The sequence below is a fragment of the Arthrobacter sp. B0490 genome (genome assembly GCF_002929355.1).
Classification (GTDB): Bacteria; Actinomycetota; Actinomycetes; order Actinomycetales; family Micrococcaceae; genus Arthrobacter_D.
In genome coordinates this window covers 20,409-45,652 of the sequence record NZ_PJIR01000008.1, presented here as the reverse complement: position 1 = coordinate 45,652, position 25,244 = coordinate 20,409, and the positions used below count along the sequence as shown (strand labels likewise).

Annotated in this window: 27 protein-coding genes and 1 tRNA gene; 21 read left to right on the top strand and 7 right to left on the bottom strand. The window is 70.8% G+C overall.

The window, feature by feature from the left end; all coding sequences use genetic code 11:
• Nucleotides 1-55 precede the first annotated feature (55 nt).
• From CXQ97_RS12960 to CXQ97_RS12940, 5 genes are all read left to right on the top strand, one after another.
• Nucleotides 56-850 (top strand): phosphatase PAP2 family protein, encoded by a 795-nt coding sequence (locus tag CXQ97_RS12960; protein WP_104181284.1) that lies wholly within the window; start codon nucleotides 56-58, stop codon nucleotides 848-850.
• On the top strand, nucleotides 834-1,442 hold the full coding sequence (locus CXQ97_RS12955; RefSeq protein ID WP_104181283.1) for a TetR/AcrR family transcriptional regulator: 609 nt from the start codon (nucleotides 834-836) through the stop codon (nucleotides 1,440-1,442). The genes CXQ97_RS12960 and CXQ97_RS12955 overlap by 17 nt, the downstream gene beginning before the upstream one ends.
• 105 nt (nucleotides 1,443-1,547) lie before the next feature.
• A complete protein-coding gene (locus CXQ97_RS12950) occupies nucleotides 1,548-3,008 on the top strand; it encodes an amino acid permease (protein WP_104181422.1) in 1,461 nt (486 codons plus the stop codon).
• 169 nt (nucleotides 3,009-3,177) lie between these two features.
• Entirely contained in the window at nucleotides 3,178-4,659 is a 1,482-nt protein-coding gene (locus CXQ97_RS12945) for an APC family permease (protein ID WP_104181282.1), read from the top strand.
• 103 nt (nucleotides 4,660-4,762) lie between these two features.
• On the top strand, nucleotides 4,763-5,248 hold the full coding sequence (locus CXQ97_RS12940; RefSeq protein WP_104181281.1) for a hypothetical protein: 486 nt from the start codon (nucleotides 4,763-4,765) through the stop codon (nucleotides 5,246-5,248).
• Between the two features lie 37 nt (nucleotides 5,249-5,285).
• On the opposite strand, the gene ppk2 is transcribed toward CXQ97_RS12940, so the two are convergent.
• Nucleotides 5,286-6,308 (bottom strand): polyphosphate kinase 2, encoded by a 1,023-nt coding sequence (ppk2, locus tag CXQ97_RS12935; RefSeq protein WP_104181280.1) that lies wholly within the window; start codon nucleotides 6,306-6,308, stop codon nucleotides 5,286-5,288.
• Between the two features lie 324 nt (nucleotides 6,309-6,632).
• Between ppk2 and CXQ97_RS12930 the strand changes: the two genes are divergently transcribed.
• Entirely contained in the window at nucleotides 6,633-7,451 is an 819-nt protein-coding gene (locus tag CXQ97_RS12930; RefSeq protein ID WP_104181279.1) for a DUF1684 domain-containing protein, read from the top strand.
• 38 nt (nucleotides 7,452-7,489) lie between these two features.
• Nucleotides 7,490-8,152, top strand: coding sequence for an alpha-ketoglutarate-dependent dioxygenase AlkB (locus CXQ97_RS12925; RefSeq protein WP_104181278.1), 663 nt, complete (start codon nucleotides 7,490-7,492; stop codon nucleotides 8,150-8,152).
• On the opposite strand, the gene CXQ97_RS12920 is transcribed toward CXQ97_RS12925, so the two are convergent.
• Entirely contained in the window at nucleotides 8,149-8,655 is a 507-nt protein-coding gene (locus tag CXQ97_RS12920) for a DUF664 domain-containing protein (RefSeq protein ID WP_104181277.1), read from the bottom strand. The genes CXQ97_RS12925 and CXQ97_RS12920 overlap by 4 nt on opposite strands.
• A complete protein-coding gene (locus CXQ97_RS12915; RefSeq protein WP_181035071.1) occupies nucleotides 8,652-9,317 on the bottom strand; it encodes a GNAT family N-acetyltransferase in 666 nt (221 codons plus the stop codon). The genes CXQ97_RS12920 and CXQ97_RS12915 overlap by 4 nt, the downstream gene beginning before the upstream one ends.
• Nucleotides 9,318-9,564: 247 nt before the next feature.
• Here CXQ97_RS12915 and CXQ97_RS12910 point away from each other — a divergent pair, with 247 nt between their 5' ends.
• Complete coding sequence (locus CXQ97_RS12910) at nucleotides 9,565-10,878, top strand: alpha-hydroxy acid oxidase (RefSeq protein ID WP_104181421.1); 1,314 nt, start codon at nucleotides 9,565-9,567, stop codon at nucleotides 10,876-10,878.
• 251 nt (nucleotides 10,879-11,129) lie between these two features.
• Nucleotides 11,130-11,429 carry a hypothetical protein gene (locus CXQ97_RS12905; protein WP_146069644.1) on the top strand — a complete coding sequence of 100 codons (300 nt, stop codon included), beginning with the start codon at nucleotides 11,130-11,132 and terminating at the stop codon, nucleotides 11,427-11,429.
• 75 nt (nucleotides 11,430-11,504) lie between these two features.
• Here CXQ97_RS12905 and CXQ97_RS12900 read toward each other — a convergent pair whose 3' ends face one another.
• Complete coding sequence (locus tag CXQ97_RS12900; RefSeq protein ID WP_104181274.1) at nucleotides 11,505-11,807, bottom strand: DUF4193 domain-containing protein; 303 nt, start codon at nucleotides 11,805-11,807, stop codon at nucleotides 11,505-11,507.
• 337 nt (nucleotides 11,808-12,144) lie between these two features.
• On the opposite strand from CXQ97_RS12900, the gene CXQ97_RS12895 reads away from it, so the two are divergent.
• The 7 genes from CXQ97_RS12895 to CXQ97_RS12865 all read left to right on the top strand — a co-directional run bounded on the left by CXQ97_RS12895 (nucleotide 12,145) and on the right by CXQ97_RS12865 (nucleotide 17,120).
• Entirely contained in the window at nucleotides 12,145-12,579 is a 435-nt protein-coding gene (locus tag CXQ97_RS12895) for a DUF2243 domain-containing protein (RefSeq protein ID WP_258062557.1), read from the top strand.
• A 2-nt stretch (nucleotides 12,580-12,581) separates the two neighbouring features.
• A complete protein-coding gene (locus CXQ97_RS12890; RefSeq protein ID WP_104181273.1) occupies nucleotides 12,582-13,424 on the top strand; it encodes a cytochrome c oxidase assembly protein in 843 nt (280 codons plus the stop codon).
• A 45-nt stretch (nucleotides 13,425-13,469) separates the two neighbouring features.
• A complete protein-coding gene (locus CXQ97_RS12885) occupies nucleotides 13,470-14,246 on the top strand; it encodes a hypothetical protein (protein WP_104181272.1) in 777 nt (258 codons plus the stop codon).
• A gap of 119 nt (nucleotides 14,247-14,365) precedes the next feature.
• A complete protein-coding gene (locus tag CXQ97_RS12880; RefSeq protein WP_104181271.1) occupies nucleotides 14,366-14,800 on the top strand; it encodes a hypothetical protein in 435 nt (144 codons plus the stop codon).
• A gap of 72 nt (nucleotides 14,801-14,872) precedes the next feature.
• Complete coding sequence (locus CXQ97_RS12875; RefSeq protein WP_104181270.1) at nucleotides 14,873-16,204, top strand: alpha-amylase family glycosyl hydrolase; 1,332 nt, start codon at nucleotides 14,873-14,875, stop codon at nucleotides 16,202-16,204.
• 85 nt (nucleotides 16,205-16,289) lie between these two features.
• Nucleotides 16,290-16,550: a hypothetical protein gene (locus tag CXQ97_RS12870; RefSeq protein WP_104181269.1), complete on the top strand. Its 261-nt coding sequence runs from the start codon at nucleotides 16,290-16,292 to the stop codon at nucleotides 16,548-16,550.
• Nucleotides 16,551-16,619: 69 nt separating this feature from the next.
• Nucleotides 16,620-17,120 (top strand): DUF5684 domain-containing protein, encoded by a 501-nt coding sequence (locus CXQ97_RS12865; RefSeq protein ID WP_181035070.1) that lies wholly within the window; start codon nucleotides 16,620-16,622, stop codon nucleotides 17,118-17,120.
• Nucleotides 17,121-17,189: 69 nt separating this feature from the next.
• Here CXQ97_RS12865 and CXQ97_RS12860 read toward each other — a convergent pair.
• Nucleotides 17,190-17,262 (bottom strand) — tRNA-Ala (locus CXQ97_RS12860).
• A gap of 112 nt (nucleotides 17,263-17,374) precedes the next feature.
• Between CXQ97_RS12860 and CXQ97_RS12855 the strand changes: the two genes are divergently transcribed.
• The 4 genes from CXQ97_RS12855 (at nucleotide 17,375) to CXQ97_RS12845 (ending at nucleotide 22,439) form a co-directional block, all read left to right on the top strand.
• The gene (locus tag CXQ97_RS12855) at nucleotides 17,375-18,925 is read left to right on the top strand and encodes a DHA2 family efflux MFS transporter permease subunit (RefSeq protein ID WP_104181268.1); all 1,551 of its coding nucleotides are present in this window, start codon (nucleotides 17,375-17,377) and stop codon (nucleotides 18,923-18,925) included.
• Nucleotides 18,926-18,961: 36 nt separating this feature from the next.
• Nucleotides 18,962-20,449, top strand: coding sequence for a S10 family peptidase (locus tag CXQ97_RS12850; RefSeq protein WP_104181267.1), 1,488 nt, complete (start codon nucleotides 18,962-18,964; stop codon nucleotides 20,447-20,449).
• A gap of 64 nt (nucleotides 20,450-20,513) precedes the next feature.
• A complete protein-coding gene (locus CXQ97_RS20365) occupies nucleotides 20,514-20,636 on the top strand; it encodes a hypothetical protein (protein ID WP_258062556.1) in 123 nt (40 codons plus the stop codon).
• Between the two features lie 27 nt (nucleotides 20,637-20,663).
• Nucleotides 20,664-22,439: a glycoside hydrolase family 15 protein gene (locus CXQ97_RS12845; RefSeq protein WP_104181266.1), complete on the top strand. Its 1,776-nt coding sequence runs from the start codon at nucleotides 20,664-20,666 to the stop codon at nucleotides 22,437-22,439.
• Between the two features lie 3 nt (nucleotides 22,440-22,442).
• Here CXQ97_RS12845 and CXQ97_RS12840 read toward each other — a convergent pair whose 3' ends face one another.
• Nucleotides 22,443-22,943, bottom strand: coding sequence for a DUF456 domain-containing protein (locus CXQ97_RS12840; RefSeq protein ID WP_104181265.1), 501 nt, complete (start codon nucleotides 22,941-22,943; stop codon nucleotides 22,443-22,445).
• Between the two features lie 129 nt (nucleotides 22,944-23,072).
• Between CXQ97_RS12840 and CXQ97_RS20360 the strand changes: the two genes are divergently transcribed.
• Nucleotides 23,073-24,098, top strand: a complete 1,026-nt coding sequence (locus CXQ97_RS20360; RefSeq protein WP_104181264.1) for a hypothetical protein — start codon at nucleotides 23,073-23,075, stop codon at nucleotides 24,096-24,098.
• A gap of 87 nt (nucleotides 24,099-24,185) precedes the next feature.
• Here CXQ97_RS20360 and CXQ97_RS12830 read toward each other — a convergent pair whose 3' ends face one another.
• Entirely contained in the window at nucleotides 24,186-25,103 is a 918-nt protein-coding gene (locus CXQ97_RS12830; RefSeq protein WP_104181263.1) for an SDR family oxidoreductase, read from the bottom strand.
• Nucleotides 25,104-25,244: the final 141 nt, after the last annotated feature.

Here is a 25,244-nt window from a genome sequence, read left to right as displayed (position 1 = left end):
CTCCGCCGTGCCCGTCCGTGTCCCGTCACGCGCACCGGCGGCATAGAGTCGTTGGATGCCAGCCCACCAGGACCAGTACGTAGGACCACGGGACCTCACCCGCTGGAAGTCGCCGGTCGGCCGCTTCCTCGTGCAGTGCGTCCGTCCGCTCGCCCGATGGGTCGGACCGCACGGGGCGCTGCTGCTCCTGATCGCGATCGGCGGGGGCATCGCCGCGGCCCTGACGGCCGTGTCGGCCGAGGTGTACGAGTCGGTCGTCGAGTCCGACGGCGTCGCCGCCCTCGATCGTCCTGCCCTGGACCTCGCCGTCTCACTGCGCCAGGACTGGCTCGACGCCGTCATCACCGGCTACACCCACATCGGCGGGCCGATCGGCATGCCCATCCTCGCCGTGTCCGTGATGGTGCTGCTCGCCGTCCGCCGCAGATCGTGGATCCCCGTGATCCTGCTGCCCGCCGCGGCCTTCGGCTCCCTGCTGATGACCGTCGCCGGGAAGGACGCCATCGGTCGGCTCCGCCCGCCGATCGAACTCGCCGTCCCGCCCTACGAGTCGTCGCCGTCGTTCCCCAGCGGCCACTCGCTGAACGCCCTCGTGATCGCGGGCGTCGTCGCCTACCTGCTCGTGGTGCGGCAGCACCGCAAGCGCACCCGAACCCTCACGATCACGCTCGCCGTCCTGTTCGCGGTGAGCATGGGCCTCAGCCGCGTCTACCTCGGCCACCACTGGCTCACCGACGTCCTGGTGGCCTGGACCCTCGGGATCGCCTGGCTCGCCGTCGTCATCACCGCCCACCGGCTCTTCCTGACCTTCCGGCTGCACCGGGCGGCCCCGCATGCCCCGCCCCCCTGAGGCTCCCGGACCGGGCGCCGTCGAGCGCCCGCTGCGACGGGACGCCCGGCGCAACCGGGAGGTGGTCCTCGCGGCGGCGCGGCGCATGTTCGCCGTCCGGGGGGCGGACTGCAGCTTCGAGGACATCGCCCGCGAGGCCGGCGTGGGGGTCGGGACCGTGTACCGCAGGTTCCCGGACCGCCGGACGCTCATCGAGGCGATCCTCGAGCAGCGCGTCGCGGACGTCGACGCCGTCGCGGCGTCCGCGCTCCGGACCGCCGACCCGTGGACGGCCGCGAGACTCTTCGTCGGCGCCGCCGCACGCATGCAGCTGGAGGACCGGGGGCTCCGCGAACTGCTGCACGATCCCCGCTTCGTGTCGGCCGGCCTCGCCCTCCTCCGCGAGCGCATCACGCCGACCGCCGAGGAACTGGCGTCCCGGCTGAGGAACGACGGCGGCGCCCGGACGGACCTGACGGCACAGGACCTGCTGGCCCTGATCCGCATGCTCGGCTCCCTTCCGCCCGAACCCGCCGACCGGTCCGACGGCTTCGAGCGGTATCTCGGCCTCCTGCTGCACGCGCTGCGCCGTCCCCCGTCCGGCGAAGGTTAAGGAGAACCAACGCTTTCCCTTCAGGAACGCCTGCTTCCGCGGACCGACAGCCGGCTCCATACTTGCTGGATGCACAGTGCACACCCCTCCTAGGAAAGGATGACGATGTCGGACAGCTCAGGGGCGCGGGGATCGCAATCGGTTCTGCGGCGCAAGCCCATCGACAACGTCGAGGACGAGACGGGCCGCTCGGGCCTGTTCAAGAGCCTCGGCCTCTGGCAGCTGACGGCCATCGGCGTCGGCGGCATCATCGGCGTGGGGATCTTCACGCTCGCCGGCCTCGTGGCGAACGGCGGACCGGACGGCACGCCCGTCGGGCCGGCCGTCCTGCTCTCCTTCCTCGTCGCCGGGCTCGCCAGCGCTGCAGCGGCGCTGTCCTACGCGGAGTTCGCCGGGATGATCCCCCGCGCCGGATCGGCCTACACGTACGGCTACGTGGCGCTCGGTGAGATCATCGGATGGTTCATCGGGTGGGACCTCCTGCTCGAGTACATCGCCATCGTCGCGGTCGTGGCCATCGGCATCTCGGGGTACTTCGCCGAGTTCATGTCCGGCATCGGCGTCACCGTGCCCACCTGGATGCAGGGCACCCCGGACACCATCGAGGGCGGCGTGATCAACGTCCCCGCGATCGTGGTGTGCCTGATCATCACGTTCATCCTCAGCCGCGGCACCAAGACCTTCGGCCGCTTCGAGCTCATCGCCGTGGGCCTCAAGATCCTGCTCATCCTCGGGATCGTCGGCCTCGGATTCTTCTACGTCAACGCCGAGAACTACTCGCCGTTCCTGCCGTCGGGCTTCGGCGCCGTGTTCACCGGTGCGGCCACCGTGTTCTTCGCGGTCTTCGGCTACGACGCCATGAGCACCGCGGCGGAGGAGGCGACGGACGGCAAGAAGCACATGCCGAAGGCCATTCTCCTGTCCCTCCTGATCGCCATGGTGCTGTACGTCCTCGCGACCCTCGTCCTCACGGGCATGCAGAACTACCAGGACATCAGCCCCACGGCCGGCTTCGCCTCGGCGTTCCAGTCCGTCGGCCTCCCGGTCGTCGCGACGATCATCTCGGCCTTCGCGGTGATCTCCATCCTCACCGTCATGCTGACCTTCCTCCTCGGCGTGACGCGCGTCTGGTTCTCGATGAGCCGCGACGGTCTCCTGCCGGCCTGGTTCTCCACGACGGACAAGAACGGCACGCCGCAGCGGGTCACCTGGATCGCCGGTATCGCCTCGGCCCTGCTCGCCGGTGTCTTCCCCATCCGCGCCGTCGCGGACCTCACCAACATCGGCATCCTCGCGGCGTTCGTCGTCGTCTGCATCGCGGTGATCGTGCTGCGCCGTACGCGGCCCGAGGTCCCCCGCACCTTCAGGCTGCCGCTGATGCCGATCGTCCCCGCCTTCGGTGTCCTCGCGTCGCTGTTCCTGATGCTGCAGCTGCACTGGGAGACCTGGGTGCGGTTCGGCATCTGGCTCCTGATCGGCCTCGCCGTGTACTTCTTCTACGGCCGGAAGCACTCGCTGATGAATCCCGACAGTCCGCGGCACGCCCTGCTGAAGAGCGGCGCGTAGCCCGCAGAGCCGCCCACGGAGTCACAGGCAGCATCACCCGGCGCCACCCACAGGGAGCCCGCCGCACGTCACGATGTGCGGCGGGCTCCCTGCTGCTCCTATCCTCGTCAGGGGCCGGCAGCACCCTGCCCGCCCGCACCCGCTCCCCAAACGAAGGACCAGCACCCCCATGGACCTCTTCCGGACCAAGTCCGTCGAACAGTCGATCAAGGACTCCGACGAGAAGGGACACGGCCTGAAGCGGTCCCTCACGACCTGGGACCTCATGATCATGGGCGTCGCCGTCGCCGTCGGGGCCGGGATCTTCTCGGTGGGCGCGCAGGCCGCCGCCTTCAACGCCGGCCCGGCCGTGACCATTTCCTTCGTGCTGGCGGCCGTCACGTGCGCCCTCGCCATCATGTGCTACGCGGAATTCGCGACGGCCATCCCGGTGGCCGGCAGCGCCTACGTGTTCACCTACGCCACGATGGGCGAGCTGCTCGCGTGGATCATCGGCTGGAACCTGATCCTCGAACTGCTGATGGCCGCCGCCGTGATCGCGAAGTTCTGGGGCGTCTACCTCAGCGACCTCTTCAGCGCCCTGGACCTCGACGTCCCCTCGGAGATCACCCTCCTGGGCCTGGACCTGACCTGGGGCCCGCTGCTGATCGTCGCGGTGTTCACCGCCGTGCTCATCTACGGCACGAAGCTCTCCGCCCGGGTCAACAGCGTCTTCACGGTCATCAAGATCGGCATCGTGCTGTTCGTCATCGTGGTCGGTTTCTTCTACGTCGACCCTGCGAACTACACGCCGTTCGTCCCCGCGTCCCAGCCCGCCGCGGACAGTGGCGCCGGTTGGGCGGACCAGCCCTTCCTCTCCTTCCTCAGCGGCGCCTCGCCGGCCGCCTTCGGCTTCACCGGGATCATCTCGGGTGCCGCGCTCGTCTTCTTCGCGTTCATCGGGTTCGACGTCGTCGCCACCTCCGCCGAGGAGGTGAAGGATCCGAGCCGCACCCTTCCGCGCGGCATCTTCGCCGGGCTCGCCGTGGTCAGCGTCCTCTACATCCTGGTGACCCTCGTGGTCACCGGCATGGTGCCCTACACGGACCTCGGGGCGTCGGGCGCGCCGTCGCTCGCGACCGCCTTCGAGCTCGTCGGCGCCGACTGGGCCGCCGGCATCATCTCGCTCGGCAGCCTGATCGGCCTGACGACGGTCATCATGGTGCTCCTCATGGGCCTGGCACGGGTGATCTTCGCCCTCAGCCGCGACGGACTCCTGCCCCGCGCGTTGAGCCGCACCTCGGACAAGCACGGCACACCGGCACGCACCCAGGTCCTCTGCGGCGTCGTCGTCGCGCTCCTCGCCGGGTTCACGCAGGTCGAGGTGCTCGCCGAGATGATCAACATCGGCACGCTGACCGCGTTCATCACGGTGAGCCTCGGGATCATCGTGCTGCGCCGCAAGCGCCCCGACCTGAAGCCCGCGTTCCGCGTGCCCTTCGGGAAGGTCATCCCGCTCGCGTCGGCCGCGCTGTGCCTCTACCTGATGTTCAACCTCGCCACGATCACGTGGCTGTTCTTCGCCGTCTGGCTCGGAATCGGTACCGCCATCTACTTCGCGTACGGTTACCGGCACTCCCGCCTCCGCGCCGAACAGCGCGTCTCCGTGTAGGGCGGGCCGCCGCGAGGCGTGCGCCGGCGTGCAGGACGCGAGATGATGGTGCCCCGGGGCGGCCGCTTCGGCGCACCCGCCCAGCTGAACCAGGAGAACCACGATGTCCCAGGATCCGTATCCCGGCGAGCGCCCCTCCACAGGGGGCTCCGACAACCCGTCCGACGGCGGCGCCTACGGCAGCCGGCCCTACCAGCCCACCCAGCCGTACGAGCAGTCCTACCAGCAGTCCTACCAGCCGGGCGGTCACCCGGCCGGCGACTACCGGCCGGGGCCCTACCAGGCCGGCGGCTACCCGATGGGCCCCTACCAGTCCTACCCGCCCTCCTACGAGGCGCTGGAGGGCGAGAAGGCCGCGCAGCTCTCCCTCATCCTCGGGCTGGTGGGACTGTTCGTCGCGGGCTTCGTGCTCGGCCCGCTCGCCATCTGGCAGGCGCGGAAGGCCGAACGCCTCGGCGTGCCGGCGACGGCGGGGAAGGTCCTCGGCTGGATCGTGACGATCCTCTATGCTCTGGCGATCCTCGCCACGATCGTCTTCTTCGTGATCATCGTCGTCGGGCTGGGAGCGACGGCCACCTACAGCGGCTGAGCCTGCGTCGTCGTCCCCGCCGGCGCGGCCGCTCCCGTCACAGCGTGGGGAAGAGTCGCGCGGACTGCTCGTCCGCCTCGAACACGCGGGAGTGCGGCCCCGTCCCGACGATCAGCGGGTCCGGCGTGCCGACGACGTCGTGGTCCTTCTCGTCGTAGTCGAGGACGGACAGGACGTAGCGCAGCGCCTCGATCCGGGCGCGCTTCTTGTCGTTGCTCTTGATGACGGTCCACGGGGCGTCCGCCGTGTTCGTGTAGAAGAACATCGCCTCCTTGGCCTCGGTGTAGGCGTCCCACTTGTCGAGGGACTGCAGGTCCATGGGGCTGAGCTTCCACCGCCGTACCGGGTCCGAGTGGCGTTGCGCGAAGCGGCGGCGCTGTTCCTCCCGCGACACGGAGAACCAGAACTTGATGAGGTGCGTGTCGCTGCGGACCAGCATCCGTTCGAGGTCCGGGGCCTGCCGCATGAACTCGAGGTACTCCGTGGGCGAGCAGAAACCCATGACCCGTTCCACACCCGCCCGGTTGTACCAGGACCGGTCGAACAGCACGATCTCCCCACCCGAGGGGAGCGCCGAGACGTAGCGCTGGAAGTACCACTGCGTCTGCTCCTTCTCCGTCGGCTTGTCGAGGGCGATGATCCTCGCGCCGCGGGGATTCAGGTTCTCGGTGAACCGCTTGATGGTCCCGCCCTTCCCCGCGGCATCACGCCCCTCGAACAGCACCGCCACCTTGGCCTGGTTCGCCTTGACCCACCCCTGCATCTTGAGCAGTTCGATCTGCAACGCCCTCTTGGCCTTCTGGTACTCACGCTCCGTCATCCGCGTGTCGTACGGGTAGTCCTCGCGCCACGTCGGCTGGTCCGGGTGCGGCAGCAGCACGTGGTCCTCGCCCTCCGCGTGCGGCGTCGGGACCGGGATGGACGGAGGCGGGGCGTCGACGCCGTCGGCCCCGGCCGGACGCGTGCGATCGGCGGGCGCGTCCGTCGGCTCGTCGGTCAGCGCGTCCGTCGGCTCGTCGGTCGTGTCGGTCGTGTCGGTCGTATCGGTCGTGTCGGTCATGTCGGTCTCCTCCTCGTGCAGCGGCGCAGATGGCCACGGCGCTCCGGGCGCTCGTCGTGGGCGGCGTGGCGGCCCGGTAGGGGACGGACGCCGCCGCATCTCCGCCGGTCCTTCATCGTTCCAGAAGACCCGGGCATGGACACCTGCCCCCGCAGGGCCCGCGCCGGGTGGACGGAACGGCAGGGGCTTGGTACCCGGACGGGAGCGTCCGACGCCCGCCCTGCCGCAGGACCCGCGGGCATCCAATCCGCCCGGCCCGCCGGGAATGCGGCGCTCGCTCCCGCCGTTCCAGCCCATGCAGGTCCCCACGAGCCAGGAGAATCCATGAGTCCCACGTCCCAGACCGCCGAGGATCGCTGGTCGCGCTTCCGTGCAGCACGGAACGCGGCGCTCGCAGAGGCGCACGGGTGGCTGACCCTGACGTCCTTCCACTGGCTCGAGGACCGGCCCGCCGCGCTCGTGGGCCTGCCCGGACTCTGGTCCACGGCCGGCGGTGCGGCGAGCGTGACCGCCCGGCCCTCCGACGGCCTGACCGACCTGGCGAGCGGCCGCCCCGTCCACGGGACGCTCACCGCGGTGCTCGACGACGAGGACTCGCTGATGTGGGTGGCCTACGACGGCGCGGACGGACAGCGCGTCGTGGTGGAACTCGCCCGCCGCGCCGACCGGTACGCCCTGCGGACCAGGGATGCGGGATCGACGACCCTGGCACGGTTCACCGGGGTTCCCGTCTTCGGCTACCGACCCGACCTCGTGGTCGAAGGGCGCTTCGAACCGTATGCTGAGCCGCTGCACGAGCGGATCCCCACGGCGCACCCCGAGGTGCCCGGAACGCACACCGCGGTGGGGGACGTCGTCTTCGCGCTTCCCGGCACTCCCGGCGAGCATCGGCTCCGCGCCGCGCAGGACGAGGCGGGTGCGCTCAGCGTCAGCTTCCACGACACCACCAACGGCACCTCCACCGCGCCGTGGCGCAAGGTGGCGGTCCGCCGTCCGCGGCCGGACGGCTCCGTGATCCTCGATTTCAACAGGACCATCAACTACCCGAGCGCCTTCACGCCCTTCGGCACGTGCCCCCTCCCGGTGGACGCCAACGTCGTGGACGCCCCCGTCGAGGCCGGCGAGAAGCTGCCGGAGTCCTGACGCTCCGGGAGTGCCTGCGCGCGGCGCACAATGGGGAGGTGAGCGAACCGACCGACGCCCTGATCCCCCGTCCCCGCCGGGACGTGGCGCCGGGCGCCGTGCACCTTCCGGGCTGGCTCGGTCCCGAGCGGCAGCGCGAACTCGTGGCCCTCTGCCGCACCTGGGCGAGCGGGCCGGTGCCCATGCGGGCCGTGACGATGCCGACCGGCGGCGTGATGTCGGTGAGGAGCGTGAGCCTCGGCTGGCACTGGCTCCCCTACCGGTACAGCCGCACGGCCGACGACGTCGGGGGCGGCGCCGTCGCCCCGTTCCCCGGGGTGCTCCGCTCCCTGGGACGGGACGCCGTCGCAGCGGCCTGCGGGCCGGCGGAGGGCGCGTCCTACGAGCCCGACGCGGCGCTGGTCAACTACTACGACGACGCCGCCCGGATGGGCATGCACCAGGACCGGGAGGAGCGCGTCAACGCGCCCGTGGTGTCCCTCAGCCTCGGCTCGTCATGCGTCTTCCGGTTCGGCAACACGGAGAACCGGAACCGCCCGTGGCAGGACGTGGAACTCGCCTCGGGCGACCTCTTCGTCTTCAGCGGCCCGTCGCGGTTCGCCTACCACGGGGTGACGAGGATCCTGTCCGGCACGGCACCCGCCGGGATCGGCTTCGACGGCCGGCTCAACATCACGCTGCGCCAGACCGGCCTGTCCTAGGCGAGGACGATGCCGCGCGCGTAGGCGGCCTGCCCTGCGTGCTGTACGGCGTCGTCGATCACGCTCACGAGCCGGACGAGGAGGGTCACGGGCGGGTCCCAGCGTTCGTCGACCACGCGGGAGAGGTCCTCGTCGTCGAGCCCGGCCACCAGGTCCTGGGCGAGGCCGTGGACGGCGTCGAAGTAGTCGAGCAACTGCTGGACGGAGCCGACCCTGACGGCGTCCACCTGGTCGGAGGAATGGCCGTACCCGGTGTCGTCGCGGTCGAGCGGGAGCTCCCAGCGGTCGGCGTAGCCGCGCGTCAGCCAGAGCTGGTCATGGCCGAACGCCTCGGCGAAGTGGCTGTCCTCCACGCGTGCGAGGTGCCAGACCAGCCAGACGATCGGGTTCCCGGATCCTCCCGGGCGGAGGGCCAGCTGGTCGGCATCGAGGCCGTCGACGGCGTCGCGCACCAGGTCGGGCAGCCGGCTGTACGCCTCGGCGAGCACGTCGGCCGGCGTCACCGCAGGTCCTGCTCCACGGCCGCGGTCCGTGAGGCCCTGAGCAGCCTGAACCGGCGCCGCTGCCGCGCGGGGATGAGCGAGAGGAACTGCGGATGGTCGGCCAGGAAGTCCTGGGCCTCGGGGCAGCAGGGCGTCACGGCGAGGCGCCTGCGGTGCGCATCGAGGAACACGGCCCGCATCAGGGCGGGCTCGAGGCCTGTACCCCGGAACCCCGGATCGACGACGGCATGCAGCAGCAGCAGCTGCCCGCCGCGCATCTCGTACTGCACGTACCCGGCCAGGATCCCGTCGTGGTACAGCTCGAAGCGCGAGAACAGTGCGTTGTCGCGGAACTTCTCGCGGGTGTCCTGCCCGCCTGCCTGCAGCGCGGCCTCACGCTCCCGCCGTTCGAGCTCCTCGACGAGGGCGTCGTACCGCTCACGCGCCTCGGGGAAGGGCTGGGCCTGGTCGAGGAGCTGGTACGTGCGATCGCAGAGGTGGCGCAGCCGCCGGGAGGAGACGGGCCCGAGATCGGCAGGGATCTCCGGCTCCGCGCCGAACAGCACCGGGGCGAGGCGCGCCCGCTTCGCCGCCCGGGAGAGCGAGGTCTCCTGCCGGCGGAGGGGGTCGTCGAGTGTCTGGGGGAAGGTGTCCATGGCGTGCTCCACGTCGGGTGGGTCCATGGCCTCCTGCTCGACCAGTCCCTGAAGTCTAGGGGACTCCGGCCCCGTCCGACAGCACAACTCGCCGCGAACGGCCTCCGTTGGCAGGGACCCCGATCCGCGGTAGGGACCGTCCCTGTGGCGGCGTATCCCGGCCCTTCCGGCGCCGCGCATCCCGGCTCCGCAGGTCGTAGGATCTGTGGTCAGACCCCGGGCGTCCCAGAGCATCCCCGCCGCCCACCCGTCCGACGACGAGCGAAGGCACACCATGCAGGATCCCTCCAGCCCCCCTCTCCCCCCGGCGCTCCACCGCCGGATGCCGAAGGTCGCGGACCTCGCCCCGCTCATGCAGTTCAGGAAGCCGGAGTTCGGCGCCGCTGCACGGCTCCGCCGGGCCAACACCATCTGGGACCTCCGCGACATGGCGAAACGGCGGACGCCCCGGGCACCCTTCGACTACACCGACGGCGCCGCCGAGGCGGAGATCTCGCTCGGCCGCGCACGCGACGCCTTCCTCGACCTCGAGTTCCGGCCCGGGATCCTGCGCGACGTCCGGACCGTCAGCACCGCCACGCGGATCCTCGGGAAGGAGTCGGCCCTGCCGTTCGGGATCGCACCGACCGGTTTCACCCGCATGATGCAGTCCGAGGGCGAGTACGCCGGATCGCAGGCAGCCGCGGCCGCGGGCATCCCGTACACCCTGTCCACGATGGGCACCGCGTCCATCGAGGACGTGGCGCAGGCGGCGCCGGACGGCCGCAACTGGTTCCAGCTGTACCTCTGGACGGACCGGGACCGCTCCATGGAGCTCATCAGCCGGGCAGCCGCCGCCGGGAACGACACCCTCATGGTCACCGTGGACACCGCCGTCGCCGGGGCCCGCCTCCGGGACGTCCGCAACGGCCTGACCATCCCTCCCGCCCTGACCCTCAGGACCGTCGTCGACGCCTCGTACCGGCCCGCCTGGTGGTTCGACTTCCTCACGCACGAGCCGCTCTCGTTCGCCTCCCTCTCGCGCTACTCCGGCACCGTCGCCGACCTCGTCGATTCGATGTTCGACCCGACCCTGACCTTCGACGACCTCGACTGGCTGCGGGGCGCCTGGAAGGGCAACCTCGTGGTCAAGGGCATCCAGACGCTCGACGACGCGAGGAAGGCCGTGGATCACGGAGCCGACGGAATCGTCCTGTCCAATCACGGCGGGCGGCAACTCGACCGGGCCCCGATCCCCCTGCACCTCCTGCCCCGCGTCGCCGCGGAGCTCAGGGGCAAGGCGGACATCATCCTCGACACGGGCATCATGAGCGGCGGCGACATCGTCGCCGCCCTGGCGCTCGGCGCCGACTTCACCCTGATCGGCCGCGCCTACCTGTACGGGCTCATGGCCGGCGGCCGCAGGGGAGTGGACCGCGCCCTCGAGATCCTCGGCATCCAGACCACCCGCACGATGCAGCTCCTCGGCGTGAACCGGATCAGTGACCTCACCCCCGACCACGTCCACCTTCTCGGCGGCGCGACCGACAGCCGGAACACCGGCGCGACGGTGGGCTCCGGCCGGCCCGAGGGAGCGCTGAGCCTCTGAGGCAGCGGTCCGCCCCGCGCGTCCGGGTCGGGGACGACCGCGGGACCGCCGTCGGACCGCCCGTTGCCGCCGTTCCGGCGCGCCGATCCCCGGGCGCGATCCGCCCGGGGTGTCGCCCGACGGCGGACATCGGCCGCGCTTCCGCCGTCGTACACACGAAATGCCTCGTCAGAGCGCTATCATTCATCCAGTGGTGCCGCCTGGGGGCGGGCCCGAATGAGTCCGGGGAGACGAATATGGAGCGTGAGCGGATGCACTATCCGTTGCGTTATCGACGAGCGCGATCACTGCTCTACGTGATCGCGCTGTTCTGGCTGTGGCTATGGCTCGGGAGCGCCGCCTCGATCGCCGCCCTGCACCATTCACCGGTGCATGCCGTCCTCGCGATGTACGCGCTCGCCGTCGTCGTCCTGGTGTCGATCCCCGCGGCGCTGCTCGCGGCAGTGCGGATGATCCTGACCCACCCGCGCCGCCACGCCGTCGTCGTGCCCCTGAACGCCCGGCAGACGCTCGAGCCCGCCCACTGGTGGTACGGCGAGAAGGCCTCCTGACGCCTGGGGTGGGCGGCGGACACGAACGGCGCCCCCCTGGGGAGCGCCGTTCCTGCGTTCAGGGCCGGGGCGCTGTCAGCCCTCGCAGTCCGTGCAGTACTGCCGGCCGTCCTTCTCGAGCGCGATCTGGCTGCGGTGCCGGACCAGGAAGCAGGAGGCGCAGGTGAATTCGTCCTCCTGCGGCGGGATCACCTGGATGAGGAGTTCCTCGCCCGAGAGGTCGGCGCCCGGCAGGTCGATGCCCTCCGCGGTGTCGCCGTCCTCGATGTCGACCGACGCCGACTGGGCCTTGCTGCCACGGTTCGCCTGGAGCGCCTCGAGGGACTCCGCTTCCTTGTCCTCGTCGTTGTTGCGCGGTGCGTCGTAGTCCGTTGCCATGCCGATGCCGTTCTTCGTGGGGGTTCCAGGTGCCGCTGGGGCTCGTGCAGCATCCGAGTCTAGTGGGAGAATCCGGCGGAATCGCCGGTTACCGGCCTCCCTGCCGTGATGCTCGTCATACCTTCCGGGAGTGCGGTCCCGTCCGGGGGGATGCGGCTCCTGCGGCCGTCCGGGCCCGCTCCGCCCGAGCAGAAAGGGGTGGACGCTCGGGACGCTGCGCTGTCAGGCTGGGGGCATCCGACCTCCGACGACGGGGCACTCCATCACTTCCTACACCAGACCACCGAGCCCTGCCGGGCAGGACGGCGGCGCCGCGCTCCGGCGGCGCAACGTCCTGGTGGGCGCCCTGTTCGGGTGCGGCATCATCGCCTTCGTCGACGAGGCCGTCTTCCACCAGCTCCTGCACTGGCACCACTTCTACGACCGCTCCACGCAGGCCGCGGGGCTCGTGTCCGACGGCGTCTTCCATGCGTTCAGCTGGTTCGCCACTGTCGCCTCGCTCTTCCTCTTCGCGGACCTGCGGCGGCGCGGTGCCCTGTCCACGCGACTTTGGCTGGCGGGGATCCTGATGGGGATCGGCGCCTTCCAGCTGTTCGACGGCCTCGTGCAGCACAAGCTCCTCGACCTGCACGAGATCCGCTACGGCGTCGACCTCGTGCCCTACGACCTGGCGTGGAACGGCGCCGCCGTGGCGTTCCTCGTGGCCGGGATGCTCCTGCTCCTCGCCGTCCGGCGCGCCGGGCGCCGGAGTGCCGGCGCGGACGACGGCTGACCATGTCCGAGGACCCGCACCATCCGGGCGGGCCGGGCGGCGTCGGGGCGGAGAGCCTCGGCGCCTTCGCCGCGGACACCGCCGTCGTGCTCGTCTGGCTCGGACTCGCCGTCGCCTACCTGCTCGCGGGGCGCGCGGCCGCCCTGCGCGGGCGGACCGGCTGGCCTCCCCGGCGGACCGCCGCCTGGCTGACGGGGTGCGGACTGGGGCTCGTCGCCACCGGAGGCCCCGTCGCCGAGGCTGCGACCGGCAGCCTCACCGCGCACATGGCGGTCCACCTCGTCCTCGGGATGCTGGTGCCGCTGCTGCTCGTCCTCGGCGCTCCCGCGACCGCCCTCCTGCGCGCCGTCCCGGCGCGGGTCGGACGGGGCTACACGGGACTCGCGCGGTCGGCGCCCTTCCGCCTGGCCGCCCATCCGGTAGTCGCCGCCCTGTTCGTCACCGTTCCGGTGGCCACCCTCTACCGGGATCCCGCGGGCCTCGCCCTGCTCCATTCCCCCGTGGCCGGCCCCGTGCTGCACGTCCATTTCGTCGTGGCGGGGACGCTCTTCGCCTATGCCGTCGTCGGGGTGGACCCGAATCCGCACAGGGCGGGGGTCCGGCTGCGGGGTGCCGTGATCGCAGGGACGATCGCCGTGCACGCGGTGGTGGCGAAACACCTGTACGCCGTCGCGGACCGGGGCCCCTGGCCCGCCGACACGGAACAGGCCGCGCAGCTGATGTACTACGGCGGGGACGCCGTCCACGTGCTGCTGCTCTGGGTGTTCTGCACCCAGGTCTACCGGGAGGGCGGGCGGCGCCTGCGGCGGCCGGCCCCGTCCTCGGCGACGGGCCGCCCTGTGTAGCCTTGCGGGAGCGGGCGCGGGCCCGGCGCCCATCGAAGGAACACCATGCCACGCACCACGACCCCTGCCGGACTCGGCCTCGCCGCCCTGCTCGCCGCGCTCGGCCTGGCCGCCTGCTCGGCGCCCGCCCCGGAGCCTCCGGAGTCCGCCGACACCGGCAGGACGACGGCGCCCGCCTCCGGACCGGCATCGGACGACGGCGCCTCCGGCCCCGCATCCGCGGACGGCACCTACTCCTCGGCGGAACTCGCCGGGATCCTCGGCACCCTGACCGAGGCCGGGGGTGCGCCCCTGCAGGTCATCCCCGCGGACCAGATCGACCGCAGCATGGCCCAGGCACGGCAGTTCCTCGAGAGCGTCACCATCACGCCCGAGGAATGCAGGATCTTCGTCTCCAACAGCCTGGCGGCACCCGAGGGAGCAGGCTACTCGACCGCGGTCTCCAGCGTCGACGGCGACGCCGTCCAGACGATCGTCTCGGCGTCGTCCTCGGCGGACGCCTCCGACGCCCGGACCCGCACCGACGCCGCCTCGGCAGCCCTCGGACCCTGCGCGTCGTTCAGCCTCGACGCGCAGGGGGTCGCGATCGAGCAGACCGTGCAGGGGGTCGAGGCCGCGACGGACGCGGAGACCACGTTCGGCACCGTGACCACCCAGACGTCGTCGGACGGGGCCGAACAGGAGACCATGACCGTCGTCGGGACCCGCGGCGGCCTGGCCGTGACGGCCCTCCGGACGGCTCGCGACACGCTGCCCGAGGGCACGCAGGACGAGCTCCAGCTGCTCGTCGACAGGACGTTCGCCGCTGCCACGAAGGGCTGATCCGCCCCGCCTCCGCCACGTCCCTCCGGAGGTGGACACAGGTAGCTCACTGCGCATATAACTAGTTCTTCGAACTAGTTGCATGAGGTACCCGTTCCCGATCGGAAGGTGAGAGAGCCATGACCCAGACCACCGGTGCTGCTGTCGGCGCCGGGGACGTGGCCCTGGGGGCACCCCTCCACTGCGGCGAGCCCATGATCCTGCGCGAGACCTCCTACCGGGGGTCGTCCTACGGCATGGTGTCCCAGCCACCCGCCGGATCCGACGTCGAACTCGTCTGGGCCTGCTCCTGCGGTTTCCAGCTCTCCCCCGCAGAGCCGGAGGAACTCGCCCTCCCCCTCTCCCCCGCCCTGCACAGGGTCGCCGCGGCCGCCGCGGACCTCGAGTCCATCCAGTGGCAGCTCGACCAGCTGGCGGGCGAGCTGGAGTCCGCGATCCTGCGGGCCGCGGACGCCGGTGCGGCGATCATCGACATCGCCGAAGCGGCGCAGCTCGAACCGTCCGACGTGCAGCAGCTCGCCTCCGGCGGCCACCTGCTCGTCGACGTAGGCTAGGAGCCGCGCCGCCCCTCCCGGGTGGGGAGGGTACGCGGGCCGCGAAGGCCCACTGAGGAAAAGGGCAGCACCATGGACGAACCCCGCTGGGTGGAGCACGCCATCTGGTGGCAGGTGTATCCCCTGGGCTTCACCGGCGCGGAGAAGACCGCCACCCCGGATCCCGCGGCCGCCCACCGGCTGCTGGGGCTGGTGCCGTGGCTCGACTACGCGGTGGACCTCGGCGCATCGGGGCTGGCCCTCGGGCCCGTGTTCGCGTCGGAGACCCACGGCTACGACACCACCGACTACTTCCGGATAGACCCCCGCCTCGGGACGCTCGGGGATTTCGACACGCTCGTCGCCGAGGCGCACCGGCGCGGACTGCGCGTGCTGCTCGACGGCGTCTTCAACCATGCCGGGCGCTCGTTCGGTCCCTTCCAGGACGTGCTAACGCACGGCCCGGGTGCGGCGACGGCCTCCTGGTTCTCCCTCGACTGGCCCGAGGGTGCCGGCGCCGGCACCGAACCGGCGTACCGCGACTTCGAGGGCCATTCCCACCTCGTGGCGCTCCACCACGCCGAACCCGCCGTCGCCGACTTCGTCGTCAAGGTCATGGAGTACTGGCTCGGCCGGGGCGCGGACGGATGGCGGCTGGACGCCGCCTACGCCGTGCCGTCGTCGTTCTGGGCCGACGTGACGGCGCGGGTGCGCTCCTCGCATCCCGACGCCTACTTCGTGGGCGAGTACATCCACGGCGACTACGCGACGGAGGTGCAGCACGGCGGGCTCGATTCCGCCACGCAGTACGAACTGTGGAAGGCCGTGTGGAGCTCGCTCAACGACGCGAACTTCTTCGAACTCGCGGCCGCGCTCGAACGGCACAACGCGCTGCTCGGATCGTTCGCGCCGCTGACCTTCGTCGGGAACCACGACGTCACGCGGATCGCGAGCCGACTGGCCGACCCCGGCCTCCTGGCACACGCCGTCGTCGCCCTGTTCACCGTCGGCGGCACCCCGTCCGTCTACTACGGGGACGAGCAGGGCTACCGAGGCATCAAGGAGGACCGGGCGGGGGGCGACGACGACGTGCGGCCGCTCTTCCCGGCCGGACCCGGCGACCTCTCCGGCGTCGGACGCCCGGCCTACGAAGTACACCAGCAGCTCATCGGCGTCCGGCGGCGCCACCCCTGGCTGCACCGAGCGACCACGGAGGTGCTGCACCTGTCCAACGAGGTGCTCGCCTACCGCGTGACGGACGGTGCGAATGCCCTCGTCGTCGCGCTCAACCTCTCCGCGATCCCCGGGACGGCGAGCATCCCGGGGATCGCGGACATCGGATCGGTCCTCGCCGGGGAGGGCTCCGTCGACGCCGCCGCGGGCCGCGTCCGGCTGCCCGCGCGGGGCTGGGCCGTCCTGGGCTGACCGTCTCCCGGCCGGACTCCCCGATGCAGGGCGGAGTCCCGGCACCAAGGGGATAATGGGAGGACGAACTGCGGAGGAGGACGGCATGAACGCGGAGGACCAGGACACCGGCACGCTCGACTTCACGCCCTGGCCACGGCCCGTCCCGTCCCATGTCCTCGGGGGCGTCAAGAAACTGCTGCTCGTCACCGCGATCCTCGTGGGCGTCCATCAGCTGTTCCCCGCGACGAGCCTCGGCTCCTCCCTGAGCAGCACGTTCACCCTCCTCGTGGTCATGTCCTGGCTCAGCCCGCTCGCGCGCATCCTCGCGGCACGGCCGTGGGCGCGGAAGGCGCCCGAGGAGTAGACCCCACGGCGCGGAGCCGCCACGCGCCGTTCGTCCCGAATTCATTAACATGACGGTACTGTTCGATCCATGACACTGATTACGGCCCTTGCCTCCGGCATGCTCCCGGCGATGACCACGACCACCACCACCGACCCCGCGGCTGTCGCGGGCGCCCTGACCGGGAGCCTCCTCGGCCTCGTGCTCGGCATCCTCGTCGCCGGCTTCTCCCTGATGGGCATGTTCACGAAGGCAGGCGAGCCCAAGTGGGCGGCCTTCGTCCCGCTCTACAACATCATCGTCCTGCTGCGGATCTCGGGCCTCTCGCCCTGGCTGATCATCCTCGCGTTCATCCCCGTCGCGAACATCGTCGTCGTCGTCCTCCTCGCCATCAATGTCGCGAAGGTCTTCGGCAAGGGTGTCGGAACGGCCATCCTGCTCTTCTTCTTCAGCACCATCATGTACTTCGTCCTCTCCTACGGCGGAGCCCGGTACCTCGGCCGCGAGGCAGCCCGGCACCCGCTCGGCCAGGCACCCCGGCAGTCCCACGGCCCTGTCGGCGCCTACCAGCCCGGCCAGTACCAGTCCTGACCCCTCCGACCGCGTCCGGAACGAGAAAAGCGAGGCTCCCGGAAACGGGGGCCTCGCTTTTTCACACCGTGGAGCTTAGGGGAATCGAACCCCTGACCTTTTCATTGCGAACGAAACGCTCTACCAACTGAGCTAAAGCCCCGGATACCACTTCCGAACACCAACACTGTACCGAAGAGGACCGGCTTAGCCCAAAGCGGCGTCCCGCGCGCATCGCACCGGGGAGTGTCGGGAGCCGGGCGTAGTCTTCTCCCATGTCCAGCAACCCCTCCGGGGCAGCGCCTGCCCTGCCCCAGCACGACGGCGTGAGGCCCTGGCCCGCCCTGTGGTCGCTCGTCATCGGCTTCTTCATGATCCTCGTCGATTCCACGATCGTCTCGGTCGCCACCCCCGCCATCATGGAGGGCCTCGGCGCCGGGATCGACAGCGTCATCTGGGTGACCAGCGCGTACCTGCTGGCCTATGCCGTACCGCTGCTCGTGACGGGCAGGCTCGGCGACCGTTTCGGCCCGAAGCGCGTCTACCTGGCGGGCCTCGTGGTCTTCACCCTCTCGAGTGCCTGGTGCGGGCTGTCAGGCACCGTGGAGGCGCTCATCATCGCCCGCGTCATCCAGGGCCTGGGCGCCGCGCTCATGACACCGCAGACGATGTCCGTCATCACCCGCATCTTCCCGCCCGAGCGCCGCGGTGCCGCGATGGGCCTGTGGGGATCGGTCGCGGGCATCGCGACCCTCGTCGGCCCGGTCCTCGGTGGTGTGCTCGTCGACTCCGCCGGGTGGGAATGGATCTTCTTCATCAACGTCCCGGTCGGCGTCGTCGGCTTCATCCTCGCCGCCCGCCTCGTGCCCACGCTGCCGACGACGTCGCACCGTTTCGACATGCTCGGCGTGTTCCTCAGCGCGGCCGGCCTCTTCTGCCTGGTGTTCGGCATCCAGGAGGGCGAGAGCTACGACTGGGGCACCATCGCCGGGCCCCTGTCCGTATGGTCGCTGATCATCACCGGCATCGTGCTGCTCGTGGCCTTCGTCGTGTGGCAGAAGGTCAACCGCGGGGAGCCCCTCGTCCCGCTCCGGCTCTTCCGCGACCGCAACTTCTCCCTGGCCAACACCTCGATCACGGCCATGGGCTTCTCGATCACCACCATGACGCTGCCGCTGATGCTCTACGCACAGACCGTCCGCGGGCTCTCGCCCACGCAGGCCGCGCTCCTGCTGACCCCCATGGCCGTCATCTCGGGCGTCCTCGCCCCCTTCGTCGGCAAGTACGTGCAGCGCAGCAACCCGAAGTACATCGCCATCGCCGGATTCGCCGGCATGTCGGCCTCCCTCTTCTGGATGGGCTCGATCCTCACGCCGGACGTACCGATCTGGCACCTGCTGCTGCCGGTCTCGCTGCTCGGCCTCTCCAGTGCCGGGATCTGGGCGCCGGTGTCCCTGACGGCCACCCGCAACCTCGCCCCGTCGCTCGCCGGCGCCGGCTCCGGCGTCTACAACACCACCCGGCAGATGGGCGCCGTGCTCGGGAGCGCCGCCATCGCCGCTGTGATGCAGTCACGCCTGATGGCCAACCTCGGTGGCGGCGGGATGGGCGCCACCCCCTCGGCAGCCCTGCCGGACGAGGCGAAGGCGGGGTACGCCCTGGCGATGGGCCAGTCGCTCTACCTCCCCGCCGTCGTCGTCATCATCGGCTTCGCCGCGGCCCTGTTCTTCGCGAAACCGCAGCAGAACCGCGTGTGGGACGGGGATGCCGGCGCGGTCCGCGCGGCGCCGGCCGGCCGGCGCGAGGCGACACCCGCCGACACGTAGCCCGTTGCCTCGGTGAACGACCGGTAGTCTCGTGCCATGGCTGATGAGACGAAGGACACACCGAAGGAACCCGGCAAGGACGCCGGACAGGACGCCGGGGCGAAGGAGGCCACCGACGACTTCACCGTCCGGGACCACACCTCCCCCGACGGCCTCCGCTACACGACGACGACCGGGCGCCTCGTGCTCCGGCGCGAGGAGACCAAGGACGGCAAGGCGGACGGCTTCAAGCCCAAGGCCGAGATCTTCATCGTCGCCTACACCAAGCAGGACGCCGAGCCGGGACGACCGGTGACCTTCGCCTTCAACGGCGGCCCCGGCTCGGCGTCGGTGTGGCTGCACCTGGGCCTCCTCGGCCCCCGCCTCGTCGACTCGGGGGACGTCGGCGCGATGACCCCCGCCCCGTTCGGGCTCGTCGACAGCCCCGACTCCCTGCTCGAGTCCAGCGACCTGGTGATGATCGACCCGGTCAGCACGGGGTACTCCCGCGTCGTCGAGGGCGAGAAGACCGACGAGTTCCACGCCTTCGTGCAGGACAGGGACCTCGTCGCGGAGGTCATCCGCCTCTGGACCACCCGCAACAACCGCTGGCTCTCCCCGAAGTACCTCGTCGGGGAGTCGTACGGGACCCTCCGCGCCGTCGCCGTGGCCGGCCGCCTCTTCGACGCCTACGGCATGGCGGTCAACGGCCTGGGGCTCATCTCCACGGTGCTCAACATGTCCACCCTCCGCTTCTTCCCGGGCAGCGACCTCCCCTACGCCCTGCACCTGCCCACCTACGCGGCGATCGCCCACTACCACGGCCGCCACGGCGACCGGGAGCTCGCCGAGGTGGTCCGCGAGGCGGAGGAGTATGCGGCTCGGGATTTCGGCTACGCCCTCACGCAGGGCGCGCGGCTGACCCCGGAGGAGTACGGGGACGTCGTCGCGAGACTGCACGCCATCACGACGCTCGACGAGGGCTTCATCCGCCGCACCGATCTCCGGTGGGCGTACCACGAGTTCGCCGCGGAGATCCTGCGGTCCGAGGGGCTCGCCGTCGGGCGCATCGACGGGCGCTTCACGGCGCGGCCGGACAACCTGCAGTCCTCGGACTCCACCGACGACCCGAGCATCAGGGCCATCACGGGGCCGTACTCGGCGGCGATGAACCACTACGTCCGCGCCGAACTCGGCTACGAGAACGACCTGCCCTACGAGATCCTGACCGCCCGGGTGCAGCCCTGGAGCTACCGCACCTTCGAGGGCGCACCCGTGGACGTCTCGGGGGTCCTGGAGCGGCTCCTCGTCCACAACCCGACCCTCCGCGTGCACGTCGACTACGGCTACCACGACGGCGCCACACCCCACTTCGCGGCCGAGTACGTGTGGGCCCACATGAACCTCGACGACGCCGCGCGTGCCCGGTTCACGCACCACTACCACGAGGCCGGCCACATGATGTACCTCAACCCGGTAGCACGCCGGACGCAGCTGAGTGCGCTGAAGGCCTTCGTGGGCGAAGGCGGGAGTGCCCAGGAATAGTAAGTAGGATGACGAATATGCCCGGCAGTGACCGTCGCCGCCGGCCCGACCGTAAGGACGCATCATGCTGAAGAAGCTCCTCTGGACACTGGTCCCCGTCATCGCCTCCCGCCTGCTGAACAACCGCCGTTCCGGGCAGCCACCCCGCGCCAACAAGACCCGCTACAACGGCAAGTACGGCAAGTAGGAACTCCGGCGTCGGGACCAGGGACCCATGACCTCCGGGCTCCGTGACGAGGACGGCTTCGCCGACCTCCGCTCCTACGCCGCGATCGGTGACGGGCGGACCGTCGCCCTCGTGGCGTTGGACGGCTCGATCGACTGGTACCCGACGCCGGACCTCGACTCCACGCCGGCCTTCGCCCGGTTGCTCGACGCGGACGAAGGCTTCATGGCCCTCGCCCCGGTGGACGAGTTCTCCGTGGAGCGGCGGTACGTGGACGGGTCGAACGTCCTCGAGACGACCTACACCACGGCCGCGGGGACCGTCCGCGTCACCGATTCCCTGAACACCGGCGTCGCCGGCCGGCTGCCCTGGGGCGAGCTCGCCCGGCGAGTGGACGGTGTCTCCGGAGCCGTCGCCATGGCGTGGTCCATCGCGCCGGGCACCTGCTTCGGGTCCGCCTCGCCATGGCTCGACAACGGCCCGGACGACCCGGTCCTCCGCATCGACGCGGTGGGTCTCGGCATCCGCGGCATCGACCACGGGCTGAAGACCCCCGAGGGGCAGACCGTCGAGGGCGCGTTCACCACGTCGGCGGGAAGCCGGCACCTCGTGGCGGTCATCTCCACGCACGGAGAACCGCTGCCGCTGCAGGACCCGCAGTCCATCGACGACGGCGTGGACCGCACCATCCTCAACTGGCAGGCGTGGTCCGACGACTTCGGCTACGACGGGGACTACCGGCACGCAGTGCTCCGCAGCGCCCTGGCGCTGAAACTCCTCCTGCACAGCCCCACCGGCTCGATCGCCGCCGCGGCCACCACCTCCCTCCCGGAGAGCGCTGCCGGCGGGAAGAACTGGGACTACCGCTACGCGTGGGTCCGGGACACCGCCTACACGCTGCACGCGCTGACGCGCGCGGGGCTCCGCGAGGAGGTCCACGCCGCGGTGTCGTGGATGCTGAAGAACCTCCGGTCGCAGGGCGCGGACCTGCAGGTGTTCACCCGGCTGAACGGCAGCATCCCGGAGGGCACGCGACGCCCCGACCTGACCGGCTGGCGCAACACCGGGCCCGTGGTGGACGGCAATCCCGCGGCGGGCCAGCTGCAGCTGGGCGTCTTCGGCGACGTGTTCGACATCGTGTGGCAGTACGTGCAGGCCGGCCACGTGCTCGATCCGGCGACCATGCGCCAGCTCGCCGACCTGGCGGACCTGACCTGCGACATCTGGCAGCGCCGCGACGCCGGCATGTGGGAACTGCCGGAGGAGCGCCACTACGTCACCTCCAAGCTGGGCTGCTGGAACGCGCTCCGCTGCGCGGTGCTGCTGGCCGAGCGCGGACAGCTGCAGGGGCCGGTGGAGCGGTGGGCCGCCGAACGGGACCGCATCCGCGACTGGGTGCACGAGCACGGCTGGTCGGAGGAGCGGCAGAGCTACATCTGGTATCCGGGGTCCACCGAGCTGGACGCCTCGATCCTCCTGCACGCGCTGAGCGGCTTCGACACCGGGCCCCGCATGTCCTCCACCATCGACGCGCTGCGCGAGGAGCTCGGCGCCGGCCCCCTGCTCTACCGGTACAGCGGGATGCAGGAGGAGGAGGCCACCTTCCTCGCCTGCGCCTACTGGATGGTCTCGGCCCTGGTCTCGGTGGGCCGCCGCGACGAGGCCGTGGACCTGATGGAGGAACTGCTGCCCCTCGCCAACGACGTCGGCATCATGTCCGAGATGATCGAACCGTCGGACAACTCGTTCATGGGCAACATCCCGCAGGGGCTGAGCCACCTGGCACTGATCGTCGCGGCCCTGTCGATCGCGGGCAAGTCCTGATGCTCAGGCCGTGGTGAAGTAGACCCACACGCCGATGACCCAGGTGGTCCCCGCGAGGCACGCGAGGGCCAGCTCCGCGAGGATGCCGAGGCCCGTGGCCTTCAGCGCGTGCAGGCTCGAGGTCAGGGCCGCACGGGCCTCGCGCTGCCGTGCGTACTCACTCGCGAACAGCCCGAGCGCGAAGCCGACGAACAGGCCGACCACGGGGATCACGAACATCCCGACGATCCCGGTGAGCACGCCGATGGTCACCGACCTGCCCGGGATCCTCCGCTGCTTCAGCGTCCGCCCCGTGAGGACGAGCCCCGCCGTGAGGCCGGCACTGGCCAGGGTGGCGCCGAGCGCGAAGACCACCCATCCCTCGGTGCTGGACACCGTGAGCGCCCAGGCGAGCAGCGACACGATGATCAGGATGCTCCCGGGCAGCACCGGGACCACCACTCCTGCGATTCCGACGGCGATGAGCGCGCCGCACACGAGCGTCATGAAGACCTGTAGATCCATGGCCCCAGTCTCGCACTCCCCCGTGCGACGCGTGTCCCGACGCACGCCCGGCATGCCACAGCATGGAATACTTGGGGGCAATAGTAAGCCACCTTAGGGAGCCTGCGGGCCCGAAGAGCAGGAGGACCGATGAGCACGCCAGGAACAGGCAACACGGACGGCGACGGATCGCGACAGGCCGACGGCGACACCCCGACGGAACTGATGGACACCGGCAGGTCCGGCTCCGGCGCGAGCAGCGTGGGACGCGCCGACAGCGGCGCGGACGACGGACACGGCGACTACGTGCCCGGCGGCTACTCCTCCGACGACGATTCCAGCGGTGACTACGTGCCCGGGATGTACAGCTCGGAGGCCACGCCCACGCGCGAGCAGACCCGGGCGCCGGCGCCGATCTCGGCATCGAGGAACGCATCCGCGACGCGGGAGCAGGAGCCGAGGACGCAGGCGCACACCCAGGTGGTCCCCGTGACCGCAGGGAAGGCTCACTCCGAGTCGGGCGACGGCGAGCAGGGACGGGGCAAGGGCCGGGACCGCCACCTGCCGCGGACGGCCGCCGCGGCTTCGGGCGTGCCGAGCCTCGAGGACCGGAAGCTCCTCCACCAGCGCGAGAAGGAGCACTTCGGCGGCATGAAGTTCGGTTCGGCGTTCTTCGGCTGGCTCACCGCCACCGGGATGTTCGTCCTGCTCTCGGCGCTCGTCGGCGCCGTGGCCGCGCTCTTCGGCGCCGGCGCGAACCTGTCCGCCGCCGACCTGACGAGCGGCTCGGGGGAGGCGCAGACCACGGGCATCACGGCCGCCGTCGTCCTCGGCGTGATCCTGCTGGTCTCCTACTTCGCCGGCGGATACGTCGCCGGGCGGATGGCACGCTTCAGCGGCATCAAGCAGGGTGTCGCGGTGTGGCTCTGGGCCGTCGTCGTCGCCGTCGTGCTCACCATCATCGGCGTCATCGTCGGCAACCAGGCGAATGTCACCGACCGGTTCCAGGGCCTCGGCGTCCCGTCGGCCCAGGACCTCACGGGCCCCGGCCTCATCGGCCTGCTCCTGGTGGCCGCCGTCGCACTGCTCGGCGCCATCCTCGGCGGCCTCACGGGCATGCGCTACCACCGGAAGATCGACCGCGCGGACTTCGACGCCCTCGACGAAGCGGGCTAGGACCCCCGTACCTCCCGGCAACGGGCTCGAGAACGCGACGGCCCCGGACTCCTGGAGTCCGGGGCCGTCGCGTGTCCGCGGGACGCGTCAGGGCGAGGGCATCCCGCCGTTGACGTTGAGGGTCTCGCCGAGCACGTAGCTCGCCTCGGACGACGCCAGGAAGACGTACGCCGGCGCCAGTTCGGTCGGCTGACCGGCGCGGCCCAGCGGGGTGTCCTTGCCGAACTCCGGCAGGGCCTCGACCGGCTGGCCGCCCGAGGGCTGCAGCGGGGTCCAGATGGGCCCGGGCGCGACCGCGTTGACGCGGATGCCCTTCGGCGCGAGCTGCTGGGCGAGTCCCTTCGTGAAGTTGTTGATCGCGGCCTTGGTGCTCGCGTAGTCCACGAGGGTCGGCGACGGCTCGTACGCCTGGATGGACGTCGAGTTGATGATCGCCGATCCGGGCTGCAGGTGCTTGAGTGCCTCCTTCGTCACGCGGAAGAACGAGTAGATGTTCGTCTTGTAGGTGTGGTCGAGCTGCTCGTCGCTCAGGTCCTCGAGGGACTCGACGGCCACCTGCTTGCCGGCATTGTTGACGAGGATGTCCAGGCCGCCCAGGCCGTCGACGGCCTGCTGCACGAGCGAGGTGCAGTACGCGGGATCCTTCAGGTCACCCGGGATGCAGACGGCCGTGCGACCCTCCGCCTCGATGATTCCCTTGACGACCTGCGCGTCCTCCTCCTCCTCGGGGAGGTAGGACAGGGCGACGTCGGCGCCCTCGCGTGCATAGGCGATGGCGACGGCCGCCCCGATGCCGGAGTCGGAGCCCGTGATGAGTGCCTTGCGGCCCGTGAGCCGGCCGGTGCCGCGGTACGAGGTCTCGCCCCGGTCCGCCTTGATGTCGAGGTCCGCCTCGAGGCCGGGCTCGGCGGTGTGCTCGGCGGCCGGCGTGATGCTCTTGAACCTCGTCACCGGATTCTGGAAGGTGTACTGGTCGGTCGATCCTGTCGTGCTGTCGGAGGTCATGCGTGTTCTCCCTGTACGGAAAGCATGTCCTGTGCCGCGCTGGTCGCGGCCCCGGCGGACATGCGGGCGAAGTGGGCCGGTAAAGCTAAGCCTACTTATCACCCTGGGCCCGGGAAAGTCCTGCCGGTCCGTCCGGACGAA